At 54.6% G+C, this 13,209-nt stretch carries 8 protein-coding genes; 2 read left to right on the top strand and 6 right to left on the bottom strand.

Features of this window, described 5'->3' with window-relative positions; all coding sequences use genetic code 11:
• The first annotated feature begins 88 nt into the window (after nt 1–88).
• Nucleotides 89–964, top strand: coding sequence for a LysR family transcriptional regulator (locus tag NP596_RS05095; RefSeq protein WP_256614187.1), 876 nt, complete (start codon nt 89–91; stop codon nt 962–964).
• A gap of 32 nt (nt 965–996) precedes the next feature.
• On the opposite strand, the gene NP596_RS05090 is transcribed toward NP596_RS05095, so the two are convergent.
• The 4 genes from NP596_RS05090 to NP596_RS05075 all read right to left on the bottom strand — a co-directional run bounded on the left by NP596_RS05090 (nt 997) and on the right by NP596_RS05075 (nt 6,515).
• Nucleotides 997–1,434 carry an SRPBCC domain-containing protein gene (locus NP596_RS05090; protein ID WP_256614186.1) on the bottom strand — a complete coding sequence of 146 codons (438 nt, stop codon included), beginning with the start codon at nt 1,432–1,434 and terminating at the stop codon, nt 997–999.
• 15 nt (nt 1,435–1,449) lie between these two features.
• Nucleotides 1,450–1,992 carry a cysteine hydrolase family protein gene (locus tag NP596_RS05085; protein WP_256614185.1) on the bottom strand — a complete coding sequence of 181 codons (543 nt, stop codon included), beginning with the start codon at nt 1,990–1,992 and terminating at the stop codon, nt 1,450–1,452.
• Between the two features lie 594 nt (nt 1,993–2,586).
• Nucleotides 2,587–5,595, bottom strand: a complete 3,009-nt coding sequence (locus tag NP596_RS05080; protein WP_256614184.1) for an EAL domain-containing protein — start codon at nt 5,593–5,595, stop codon at nt 2,587–2,589.
• Nucleotides 5,592–6,515: a phosphate/phosphite/phosphonate ABC transporter substrate-binding protein gene (locus NP596_RS05075; RefSeq protein ID WP_256614183.1), complete on the bottom strand. Its 924-nt coding sequence runs from the start codon at nt 6,513–6,515 to the stop codon at nt 5,592–5,594. Before NP596_RS05075 ends, NP596_RS05080 begins: the two co-directional genes overlap by 4 nt.
• A gap of 186 nt (nt 6,516–6,701) precedes the next feature.
• Between NP596_RS05075 and NP596_RS05070 the strand changes: the two genes are divergently transcribed.
• Nucleotides 6,702–10,736 carry a hypothetical protein gene (locus tag NP596_RS05070; RefSeq protein ID WP_256614182.1) on the top strand — a complete coding sequence of 1,345 codons (4,035 nt, stop codon included), beginning with the start codon at nt 6,702–6,704 and terminating at the stop codon, nt 10,734–10,736.
• Nucleotides 10,737–10,775: 39 nt separating this feature from the next.
• On the opposite strand, the gene NP596_RS05065 is transcribed toward NP596_RS05070, so the two are convergent.
• On the bottom strand, nt 10,776–12,248 hold the full coding sequence (locus tag NP596_RS05065; protein ID WP_256614181.1) for a methyl-accepting chemotaxis protein: 1,473 nt from the start codon (nt 12,246–12,248) through the stop codon (nt 10,776–10,778).
• Nucleotides 12,245–12,790 (bottom strand): PAS domain-containing protein, encoded by a 546-nt coding sequence (locus NP596_RS05060; protein ID WP_256614180.1) that lies wholly within the window; start codon nt 12,788–12,790, stop codon nt 12,245–12,247. Before NP596_RS05060 ends, NP596_RS05065 begins: the two co-directional genes overlap by 4 nt.
• Nucleotides 12,791–13,209 lie beyond the last annotated feature (419 nt).

The following is a 13,209-nucleotide window of genomic DNA, read 5'->3' as shown; positions in this document are numbered from 1 at the left end:
AAGCAGTTTCAGCTATTCTGTAGACGAATAGAAATGAATAAATTGTAAGTGGCCTATGAATTCAGTACATGACTTGCGGCATATTGATTTGAATCTGCTGGTGGTTCTCGACGCACTGTTGGACGAGCGGCATATCTCGCGCGCGGCCAACCGATTGGCGATGACACAGCCGGCTGTTAGCCATGCGCTCAATCGACTGCGCGAGTTGATAGGCGATCCGTTGTTAGTACGGGTTGGCAATGAAATGCGCTTGACGGCTAAAGCCGCAACCCTGATCGGGCCGCTTACCGAAGCGCTTTCTCATGTTCGTAAAGTCGTCATGTCGGGGCCCTTTGAACCAGTAAATTGCCAGAGAACCTTTCGTCTGGGTATGTCGGATTATGGCTCGGCGGTTGTGCTGCCTCGGCTATTGCAGTGTGTTCGCGTCGAGGCGCCGGGCGTAAATCTGGTTGTGTCCCAATCATCGCGACTGGAGATGCTGCGTCAAGTGGCGGAAAGTGAATTGGATGGTGGCATCGGTGTGTTTCCGCTGCTGCCCGAGGAACTGGAAAGCGATCTTCTGTTTCAGGAGCGCTTTGTATTGGTAACGGATCGTCGCAACCTGACGCCCCCAACCGGTCTATCGCTTAGCGATTACCTTGCGGCGCCGCATATCCATGTTTCAACGCAGGCCATGCACCACAGTCATGTCGATAACGCTCTGACGGCGCGCGGATTGAAGCGTCGAATAGCGGTGTTGGTGCCGCATTTTACGGTTGCCGCCGAGTTGCTGGTGGGAACGGATTTACTGCTAACCATTGCCGCACGAGCCATCAATATTGAAAAAATCTCTCCCAATCTTGTTGTGTTGGAACCGCCGTTTGCAATACCCAACTTCGACTTTGTATCGATCTGGCGGGCAGGCGCCGACCGGAATCTCGAACTAGCTTGGCTGCGCTCGAGCATCAGGGCTATCGGGTTGTGATGCACCCTGTGAAAAGCAAAATACAGGTGGTGTCAGGTTTCGGCGCGGGCTTTGATGGCTCGATTCATCGCTTCAAAGCCCGTTTTGGTATTTTGCGCAAGGCTTTTTTGGAATAGCGGCAGCAGCAATCCGCTGAAATGCTCACTCTGCGTAAAGCGGACGCGTCCATCGGCGATAGGCTCAATGGCAAACCGATGCTCGCCATCAAAGAGATTGCGGAACAAAAATTGGCCCAGCCAGCGCAACTCCTTTCCGGGCTGAACAACCACAAGACGCGGCCGAAACGTCATGGCTCTTCCGCCGTTCGGCTGTATCCGTACTTGGAGCTTGGCGCCATGTTTAATGTCGCCATTGATACTGACGATAAATGGATTCCATTCCGGGTAAAACGGGAAATCGGTCAGAATGGACCAAACGTGCTCCGGCGTGGCAGCTATTTCAATTTCGGTATGTAAGCGATAGCTATTCATTGGCTTTCTCTCAAGTTAACGCGGTTTAAATAAATCGATCAAAACTTCGTCGGTGGTTTTAACCATACAGAACTCGCCGTCAAGGCTGGCCAAATGTGCATTATGGATGTCATTTGCGGAGATATTGACACCATCGAGTCCTCGGCGGTTAAAGGTGGCGGTCGCATCTGACACAAGTACGGTTTCATAGCCGAGGTTGCCCGCCATGCGGGTCGTGGTAGAAACGCAATGGTCGGTGGTGAAACCCGCGATGACAAGTTTGTGTATGCCTTGCTCCTGCAGAAACTGATCCAGCCCTGTTCCTATGAAAGCACTATTGACCTGTTTGCCGAAGATCGGTTCGCCGGCGATGGGTGTGGCTTCCGGTTTGAAATCACAGCCAAGTTGATCGGGCGCCAATGGCGAATTTGCAGTGGTGGAACGGTGTTGAATATGGATTATAGGTGATTGCAATGTTCGCCAACGTGTCAGCAGTCGCGCGATGTTCCGTTCCGCATCGTGGTTATTTCTGATACCCCATTGCGGGTTATCGAACCCTCTCTGCACGTCAACTAGCATTAAAGCCGTTCGTTCCATAGGTTTTTCTATTATCGGTGTTAAATTAGGGTTAACTATTTGCCTTAGCACATTCTGTTATGGTCGTAGCGGCCAGTGACAATGCCATTTTTCTCGCCCAATACCTGACAGTCAAAAGGAGCACTGGTAACCTAATCTATTGAAATTGGATAGCAACCCCGACGGTCGGGTTTTGGCCGATTGTGTTGAAAAAGGCCATTTTCTGAAAAACTCAGTTGTATGCCTAATTTTTAATCCAATAAAAACAAATGGTTATGCTTTTGACGAACAGTAAAATTGGTCAAAATTCTTAAAAAACCGATTTTTTCAACACAATCGGCCGACAGGCGTCGGCGGCAAGGATGACGGCGCCGAGCCGACACGGACGTATTCACGGCGTCCTGTTCCACAAGCAACCGTACCCGGGGATACTGCTTTCATGAGCCGGGGCGAAGTAAAGGCATTCATGATCGTTAAGATGAGAGCATATAAAACAACAGGTTATTGATTTTCACCCCCCTCACCGCAACCCTCTCCGAAGCGGATGATCCGACAGATACTGCTTGACACGCGGCTTTCCGGAAATTAGCACGGTTTTTAGCCGTTAAAGCGGGCATTAAATTGCGCCACGGGTTCGGGGCCGCCAAACAGATAACCTTGAAAATACCGGCATCCATTGGCGACCAAATAGGCCAGCTGCCGCTCGGTTTCCACGCCTTCGGCGATGACTTGTAAATCCAGGCTATTGCCCAAGGCCAGAATGATGCGGACAATCACCGCGTGATGGTTTTCATCGTTTAGGCCGCCGACAAAAGAACGATCGATTTTTATCTGAGCCAGCGGCAAACGCTGCAAGTAGGTCAAGGATGAATATCCGGTGCCGAAATCGTCCATCGAAAAGACTATCCCCAGTTTGTTTAGCGCTTGCATCATGGCTATCGTATTTTCCACGCCGCCCAATACCGCATTCTCGGTAATTTCCAGTCTCAGCCTCTGCGGGTTAGCGCCGGTCCGGCCGAGCAGGCCTTGCAACTGCGCGGCAAAATCCTGCTGCCGCAGTTGTTTGGCGCTGATGTTCACCGCCAAACTCAATTCGGCCATCGCCGGCTGCCGGGCCCAATTCGCCAACGTCGCGCAGGCTTCCAGTAAAACCCAGCGCCCCAGCACCACAATCAAACCGCTTTCTTCGGCAAGACCGATAAATTCTCCCGGTTCCACCAAGCCGCGCCGAGGGTGCTCCCACCGCAACACCGCCTCGGCGCCTACCGGCCGGCCGTGCCTGTCTACCTGGACTTGATAAAACAACTTGAACTGATTTTGTTCCAAGCCGTTGCGCAAATCGGCCTCCAATGCGGCCCGCTTATTCAACCCTGCCTGCATTTGCGGATCGAACAGGCATAAGGTGTTGCGCCCGGCCTGTTTAGCCTGATACATAGCCATGTCCGCCTGTTTCAACAACTCTTCGCTATCGATGTCGGCGCCGCGAAACAGCGCCACGCCGATACTGACGCTGGAATAGTGTTCCACTAGGGCCGTACCGCCTTCGGGGTTGGCTTGGAGCAAGCGGTAGATCTGATTCATTTCATTGAGAATTTTGTTGCCGATTTTTTGCGCGTTAATCGCCGCGGTTTGCTCATCGGCCGACAATTCTCCCAGCAAAACCACAAATTCGTCCCCGCCGTGCCGGGCAACCGTATCCACTTCCCGGACCGACCGGCACAGCCGCCTGCCGGCTTCGACCAGCAGCTGATCGCCTAAATTATGGCCTTGGGTATCGTTTAAAATTTTAAAGCGGTCCAAATCCAAAAACATCACGGCGCCATAGCCGCCTTTGCGCTGGTTGGCTATTAATGCGGCTTCCAGCTTTTCAAGCAGTAGCCGGCGATTGGGTAAATCCGTCAGGGGGTCGTAAAACGCCAATTTATAAATGCGTTCTTCATTCAGCTTGCGCTCGGTAATATCGGTAAATGTCACCACATAATGCGTCAAATTCCCCTGCGGATTTACGACTTTAATGAGGGACAACCATTGCGGATAATGCCGGCCGTCCTTGCGGCAACTGTCGACCTCGCCCTGCCAACATTGTTGCGCATCGGCATTGTCCCAAACAGTCTGATCCAACGCCGCTTGCCTAGGCCAGCAGGCAATTTGCCGCAGGGTTTTACCGATGCATTCCTCGGCCGCATAACCGGTCAACTCGCTGAACATCCGATTAACCCTGAGAATGGTCTTGTCGGCATCGGTAATCAAAATGCCTTCCTGGCTATTCTCGAACACCGAGGCGGCCAGGGCGAGTTCGATTTCCGCCTGTTTGCGCTGTCTTTCCCGGTCGAAATTGTCCAGGGCGTAGGACATATCGTTGACCAAGCCATTCAACAGGGTAATGATGTTGTCGCTAAAAAAGCCGGCCCGTTCGGAATACACCGCCAATCCGCCGATAATCCGCTTATTGCGCAACAGCGGAAAAGCGGCAACCGATCGGATACCCGCCTCCCGGGCCGATTCATGCCAGATGCGGGTATCCGGCTCGCCGATAAAATCGTTCAAAATGCAGGGTTGTTCTTGGCGTATGGCCCGCGCCAATACGGCTTGCCCATAAGGCGAACGGGGGTCGATACTAATATGCAGCTTGCCGATATACCCCGGTTCGCTATCGCTATGCGTCAGCACATCGATCCGGCCCGATGTATCCAGCATGCCGACGAATACCAAGCGTAGGCGAATTTTTTCCGCCAAAATATTGCATATCCGCGTCAGCAAACTGTATTCGTCGGCTTCGCGCGCGATGGCGGCCACGCTTTCCGTCCAGGCCGCATACACCCGGTTCAACAAATCCAATTGCTGCTCGGAGCTCACCAGGGTATCCAGCATATGGTTCATGGAACGGCCTAACTGGCTGATTTCATTATTGCCTTCCAGCCGGCTGCGTTCGGTGCGGGAGCCCGTTTCAATCGCGGACGCCACCCCCATCAAGGACTGCAAGGGCTTGATCAGACTGGTCGACAACCACAGCGACACCAGCAGCAAAATCAGCACGGTCGCCACAATAAACTGCAAACTGGCAATGGCAACCGCCCGTAGATTGGCTTGAGTGGCCTGTTGGTCCAATTCGATACGCGCCCAACCCACCAGGCGTTGATTCGCCAAGATGGGCACGGCCACATCGATCATATCCCGGTCGGCCAGTATTAAACGGGGGGTTGCCGGCTGCCGGCCGAGCAAGCGTTGACTCAATTCGTCGGTCACGTATAAACCGGTCTCGTTGCTCCGCGTGGACGCCAGTACCTGTCCGCGCGGCGAAAGCACGAACGCCCTGATTAAATTAGGGGTATCCGCATAGCCTTGCAAGACCTCCTGCAAACCGGCCACATCGTTCGCCAATACCCAGGAACTGCTGCTGTTTGCCAGCCCGTTAGCCAGCGTCTTCGCCCGCAATATGCCGGCCTGATCCAGAAAGTTCTGCTGCTGCTTCAGCAACAAGCCGGCCAGGCCCAACATCATCAGCAGGGAAACCCCGCCGAATGCCAAGGCCAGGCGGCGGTGGATGGATTCCCGCCCAAAGCGGCGCAACGACGCCCATAATCGGAAACGCAAAAAATCGCTCATGGCTCAATCGAATGCACGGTTTGGTTAAAGCGCGTTAAAAACGCCTCGACCGGGGCATAGGTTTGATCGTCGGCGGTTTCGAAGCGCGACACGGGCACGGCGGCCAGCATGGCCCGGCCGGCTTCGCTATCCTGCAATGAAAATAATAAACCGGAAAATTTATCGACGACGTCGGCCGGCACATCGTTTCTCGCCACCCAACCATTGTTTTGCAGCGGTTCCGTTTGCCATTTCACGACCAATTCGCCGGCTTGTTCCGGGTGCTCGGCCAGAAATATTTTCCAGGGCACCGGCCAAGTGGCCGCCGCCGCCACCTCGCCCATCAATACATTCATGATCGATGACTCCTGCGAGCCGACATAGCGGTTTTCGATATCCTTGTTCACATCCAGGCCGTGGGTATGCAAATAATATTGCGGCATCATGGTAGCGGCCAACGCCGTTTTGGCCGGGTATGAAACCGCCCGGCCCTTGAGGTCGGCCACGCTGTGAATGCCGCTGTCCTTGCGCACCAGGATAATGCCGCGAAAATCCTCGTCGTCCGCCATTTTGCCGAACACCCGATAGCCGTGCCGCAAGGCATTGATGGTTTGGTAGGGGTTAGGCATGGCGATAGCGAAATACCTCCCATAGAGTTTTTTATCGAATTCCGGATAATTACGGGACGCTTCCAGCTTAAATTCAATGCCGGGCGTACGCTGGTTGATATATTCGACGATAGGCCCATAGACTTCAAACAGCCGCTTGGGGTTGTGCAGCGGGTGAATACCGACAATATATTCCTTTACCTGCTCCCTGGGTTGCGCGCTAAATGTCGGTTGATAATGGCCGCCCGGCCGGCCGCCGAAATAATCCCGCAACCGGTGCAGCCAGTCGCCTGCATCGGCGGTTTCGCCGGCGCCGGCGCAAGCGGGGTTCAAGCACGCCAGCCAGAAGCAACAGCATAAAACCCAACCCCGTCCAAAGCTTAACATTGAAGCACACCCTCTCAACAGTTTTCGTCGGCGTCGCAACCTGATCCCACTATTGCAATTTATTATCCTCGAATATTTTAACCGTTATTTCCGGCTACACTTGTGATTGCATTCCCCATCGGAGCAATAAACATGAATAGTGCCCGCAATTTTTTGATATTCCTGCTGTTGCTTTGCCGGGTCTATCCGGCCGCGGCGCTAGACAGCCAATCCCTGCCGGATGCATTAAAACCCTGGGTTCCGTGGGTATTGGCCGATCAGCCCCAATTCGATTGCCCGTTTTTCCATAACAATTTTCAACAGAAAGACTGCGGTTGGCCCGGTCCGTTACAGCTGGAATTGCATGAGCGCCATGGCCGCTTCAACGGCGAATGGACTCTGTATCGGCCCGGCTGGATCGGCTTGCCCGGCGACAACCGGCATTGGCCGCAACAGGTGCTGATCGACCGAAAACCGGCCGTTGTTATCGAACGGCAAGACAAACCGACCATTTGGATGCCGGCCGGCCATTATCGAATCAGCGGCGAATTCAGCTGGGACAAATTGCCGGAAAGCCTCGCCATTGCCCAGGATTCAGGCTTGATCGAACTGATCCTGAACGGCCAAGCCATCGCCTATCCGCGCATTGATCAGGGCGCGCTCTGGTTGCAAGGCCAGGCAGCCACGTCGGCGGACAGCCAACAAGACAACCTGGATTTACAAGTCTTTCGGCAAGTCATAGACGACAACCCGCTTCAACTCTCCACCCGCCTGGAATTAAACGTCTCCGGCACGGCCCGCGAAATCAGTCTGCCCCATGCTTTATTACCGGACTTTATTCCGGTTCGGCTCGACAGCCCGCTGCCCGCCCGCATCGAAACAGATGGCAGCCTGTTGCTGCAAATCCGCCCCGGCCGCTGGCACATCACCCTACTCGCCCGCCATCCCAAGCCGTTGTTGAAGCTGGACTTGGCCGTTCAAGACCCGGACTGGCCGGCATCCGAGTTGTGGGCGTTTCAGGCCGTGCCTGCCCTGCGCTTGGTGGAAATCGAAGCCTTGCCCGCCGTAGACGCCAGCCAAACCAACCTGCCCGCGGAATGGCGGCATTTGCCGGCCTATCAAATCAAGCAAGGGCAAAGCATGCAATTCAAGCTGATCCGCCAAGGCGACCCCGAACCGGAACCCAACCGTCTGAATCTGCAACGCAAGCTCTGGCTGGACTTCGATGGCGGCGGTTACACCGTCAGCGACCGGATCGACGGCAAAATGACCCGCGACTGGCGCTTGAACGCCTTGCCGGACACGCTATTGGGACAGGTGCTGCTGAACGGGCAAAATCAATTGATCACCCAACTCGGCGACCGGCAAGGTATCGAGGTGCGCCGGGGCGCGCTGCAATTACAGGCCGATAGCCGCATCGATAACGCTATCGGCAGCCTGAACGCGGTCGGTTGGCAACAAGCGTTTCAAAAAGCCCAAGCCGAACTGAATATCCCGCCCGGCTGGCGCCTGCTGGCGGTCAGCGGCGTGGACAACGACCCGGACAGCTGGCTGACCCGTTGGACCTTGCTGGACTTGTTCCTGGTACTGATCGCGGCCCTGGCGATTGGCCGCCTGTGGTGCTGGCAATGGGGGCTGCTGGCCCTGTTTAGCCTAATCCTGTTTTGGCATGAAGCCGAGGCGCCCCGCTGGATATGGCTGCATACGCTGGCGGCGCTGGCTTTATTGAAAGTGCTGCCGGCCAGCCGCTTTTCGGATTGGGTCAAGTGGTATCGCAATGCGTGCTGGCTGGGTTTGATCGCGATCGTGGTGCCGTTCATGATCGCGCAAATCCGTATCGGCATTTACCCGCAACTGGAAAAGCCTTGGCAACCGATTCAAACCGGCGCTTATGTCGAGAGCATGGCCGAGAGCGAGGGCGTTGCCGAAGAACAACGGACCATGGCCATGCCTGCATCGCCGGCGCCCGCCCCGCGCATGGCCGGAAAAATGATGAGCAAGGCCTATTCCAGCATGGCCGATTATGCCGGTGCCGCCGCCAATTTCGACCGTATCGATCCGGAAGCCAATCTGCAAACCGGCCCCGGCTTGCCGCAATGGCAATGGCAAACCGTACAACTGGCCTGGAACGGCGCCGTGGATAGCCAACAGCAAATCCGGCTCTGGTATTTGCCGCCCGGCTGGACTTTATTGCTGCACCTTGCGCAAGCCTTGCTGGCCGCCTTGCTGGCTTTAAAAATGCTAGGTTTGGCCGACAAGCCCTGGCGTATCGCCTTTCCGGCTTCGCCTGTCTGGCTGCTGGTACCGGTAATGATGCTGCCAGGCCACGACAGTTCGGCGGACATCCCCGACCAAACCCTGCTGGACCAGTTAAAAACCCGGCTATTGCAAGCGCCGAAGTGTTTGCCGTCCTGCGCGCAAATAGCCGGCATGACAATTAGGATCCAACCGGACAGCATGCAGATAGCATTATCGATTCATGCGCAGGAAGCCGTCGCCGTACCGTTGCCCGCGCAACTGCAGCAGTGGTTTCCGGAACAGGTCAGTACCGACGGCCAACCCGCCCGCGCCCTGTTCAGGCAAAACGACGGCACGCTCTGGCTGGGTCTCGATCCGGGCGTACATGAAGTCTTGCTGCGGGGCCGGCATGCGCCGCACTATAAATTTACCCTGCCCCTGCCATTGCAACCGCAACAAACGCATATCGACAGCGACGGCTGGCGGGTCGATGGGCTGTACGAAGACGCTAAAACCGGCCCGCAGCTGGAATTTACCCGCCTCGACCCCGAGGCAACCCGGCAAACCGAGCATTTGCGGCAAACCGCCATGCCGGCGTTTGTACGCGTTGAAAGGACCCTGCAATTGGGCCTGGACTGGCGCATCGCCACCCGGGTGGTCAAACTGGCCGGCAACGACAGTCCGGTGGTATTGGAGCTCCCGCTACTACCGGGAGAAGCGGTCACCAGCGCTAAAATGCACATTAAAGACGGCAAAGTCCTCGTCAACCTACCGGCCGGGCAAGCAGGCCTGGAATGGCAATCGCTATTGGAAAAACGCGAGCAATTGCAGTTAACCGCCGCCGAAAATGCCCCCTGGAGCGAATTATGGCGCGCCGACGTCAGCCCTATCTGGCATTTACAAATCAGCGGCATTGCGGTTGTGCACCATCAAGACCAACAGGGCGCATGGCTGCCGGAATGGCGGCCCTGGCCGGGCGATAGCGTAAGCTTGCAAATCAGCCGGCCGCAAGCCGTGCCGGGGCCAACCCTGACCATAGATAAAACCGAGCTGAGCATCCAGCCCGGCAAACGCAGCCAGCAAGCCAGTTTGAATTTGCGCATGCGCAGTTCCAAGGGCGGCCAGCATAATGTACAGTTGCCGCCGCGCGCCGTATTGCAAAACGTCGCAATTGACGGCGTCAGTCAGCCTGTCCGGCAAAAAGACCGAACCGTCACGCTGCCGATCAGGCCGGGCGAGCAGCAAATAACGTTGGACTGGCAGACGCAAACCGAGCAGGCAACGATCTTGACCACCCCCACGGTTGATTTAGGAATCGCTAGCGTCAACAGCCAAATACAGGTAACTTCCGGTCAGGATCGCTGGGTATTATTCACGTTCGGCCCTAAATTCGGCCCGGCCGCGTTGATTTGGGGCTTATTGGCCGTGTTGCTGTTATTGGCCCTTGGACTAGGCAAAACCGCATTAACGCCTTTAAAAACCTGGCATTGGTTTTTGCTATTGTTGGGCCTGAGCCAAATCCATATCGCCGCCGGCCTGCTGGTAATAGCCTGGCTGTTTGCCCTGGGATCGCGGGCAAAATGCCCTCCGGCGTCTCCACGCTATTTTAATTTGGCGCAAGTAGGTTTAGGGCTGTTGACGCTGACAGCGGTGATGTTGCTATTTGCCGCCGTCCGGCAAGGCCTGCTCGGCGCGCCGGATATGCAAATTACCGGCAATCAATCCGCGGCGCTAAACTTGAACTGGTATCAGGACCGCAGCGACGCCATCTTGCCCACTGCAACCGTGGTAGCCGTGCCGATGATGGTCTACCGTTTAATGATGTTGGGCTGGTCTTTATGGATGGCCCTGGCGCTGTTGAATTGGCTGCAATGGGGCTGGTCGTGTTTCGCCGGAGGCGGCGTCTGGAAAACAAAATCCGCCTCGAAACCGCCCCAACAAACCGCATGATAAGGTCCCGGATGGTGTTTGCCTGCCATCCGGGCTTTTTTATCTCGTACGATATTTTTCTTCCACCATCTCGTCGATGTATTGCATGACCAATCCGCTGGCCGCCTCCGATGCATGCATTTGCTTAATGATTTCGTCGAGCTTGAATGCATCGTTCACCCAATCCCCTCGGGAAAGTTCATAGGCCAATTGCGTGGTTCTATGGACATCCCGATGCGGTATTTCCAAATGGCTGTACGCTTCGGTGGTACGGAATTTTTCGTAGCCGATGCCCTCGTAATACCACTTGCCCAGCCTGCAGTTATGGTTGTCTACCTTGATGGCATGGTATTGCGGACAATCTTCCGGATGCTCGATCGCAATATAGCCGTTTTGTTTATAAATAATATGGTCCAGCTTGGTCAGCAAACCGAACGATTTATCCCTGGCATAGGTAATGTATCCCACGGACGCCTTTGCCGAATCGGATAACCCCGAAAACTGGTGCCGGAACGAGCTGACCTGTTGCATGACTTCCTGCGACAGTGTAGAAGAGCTTTCCGCTTCCTGGTGCATTTGTTCGACCCGCTTGTTGAAAGCGCGCAAAGTTTTGGACACTTCCAGCGCGGCGTTTTTGGTATGTTCAGACAGGTTTTTAACTTCATCGGCCACCACGGCAAAGCCGCGGCCATGCTCGCCGGCACGGGCCGCTTCTATGGAGGCGTTCAAGGCCAGCAGATTGGTTTGATCGGCAATCCCGGTAATCATCGATAACGATTCGGTAATTTTTTTGCTGTCGTTGATCAAGTCGGCAATCACCTCCGACACCGAAAAAACCGTGGAATTGATGTTTTGCAACGACGAACTGATCTGTTCGACGGTACCCAAACTGTCGTCGGCATTCCGGCCGGTTTCCGCGGCAATGTTCTCCACCTTTTGCAATTGTTCGGTGATGCCGATCAAATCGTTTTGGCAGGCCTTTAAATTGCCGGACAAATTGGCCGTATTCAAGCTGTGCAGGCCGGCGGAGAGGCGTCTTCTCACCATTAACCTGACATTTTCATTCATATGCTCCAAGGCGAGGTTTATGTTTTGGGTGGATTGCTTTAACAAGCCGGGTAAGCCGTCTCCCATTGCATAGCGGTCGTGATTGCCTTTGCCGGCCTCACTGAAACAGGTATTGATTTCCTTAAAATACGATTCGATGATGTCCAGCGTTTCGTTCAGCTCCCAGGCCACCTTGCCCACTTCGCCCAAGCCGCGGGTACCTGTAACGCGGTGGTAAAGTTCGCCCTGGTTGGTCAATTCCAAAACCTGTTCCATGCGATCCAGTACATCCAGGTTTTGTTTGGCGGTTTTCCAGATATACCAAGCTATAACGGGGTGCGGAATGGTCAAGACCAGCGCGACCCAGGAAAAACCTATGGCTATCAGGCAATAGGCAAACAACGCCAAGGCAAAAAATAAGATACCCGCAACAGCATAATTAACCCGGGTTTTCAAGAATGGAATATTGGCATTGGATCGGCTCATTTCAACACTCCGTTGGGTTTATACAACTGCAGCACCAGATTGTTATAACTTTTGGCGCCGGCATGCTTAACCGCATCGAAAAGATAATCCAATGACCGTACCGGCGCTTCCTTGACGGAACTGTTTTTTTCGATAGCCAACATTTCGTTATAAATCGGTGTAATCGCTTCGAGCGCCGAACGCGGCGGATTACGCCGCACGGAATAATAACCCTGCAATTTTCCATCCTTGTCATAGTCCGGCGTGATATTGGCAAAGACCCAATAAAAACCGCCATCCGCGCAGAGGTTTTTGGCAAACCCGAAAAACTCGTCGCCGGCTTTCAGGGTATCCCACATAAACCGGAATACCCCGCGCGGCATGTCGGGGTGGCGAATGATGTTATGTTGCACGCCCAGCAACTCGTGCTCCGGGTAGCCTGCTATTTCCATAAATATCCGGTTAGCATAGGTAATCCGGCCCGATTTGTCGGTCTTGGAGACGATAAAATCCTCCTCGGCCAACTTATATTCTGTTTTATTGGGGGTAATGCTAGGTTTCATGTCCACACCTTATTCTTATAATCCCGGTAAATTTTAGGCCTTTTTTTGAAAAAAAACTTAATCGCCCCGTGTTTTATGCAAAGTATTCGACACTCATAAGCGAAAGCTTAGCGCTTGGCGAATACGCACAGGCAAGCCGACAACACCGACTTAATGAGCTGCTCGGCTGCCTAAGCCATAGTAACAGGTAAAAAACAGCAAGGTCCGCAGACACGGCTGCGCTAATAACCACAGGCGGCCGAAGACATCGGCCGCCTGCAATCGCGAAAGGATGGTTAGTTAAGGACGGTATGGCCGCGCTGTCTTAAGCAGCTTCTGTAAGCATTTTTATACGCATCGTCGGATTGGATGCCTTGCTTGGCGCCGCCGCCTATGCCGCCGGCCGCTGCGCCAATCGCCGCGCCTTTACCCGCATTGCC

Source organism: Methylomonas rivi (assembly GCF_024505165.1).
In the GTDB taxonomy this organism is placed as follows: Bacteria; Pseudomonadota; Gammaproteobacteria; order Methylococcales; family Methylomonadaceae; genus Methylomonas; species Methylomonas rivi.
This window is presented reverse-complemented; position numbering and strand designations above follow the sequence as displayed.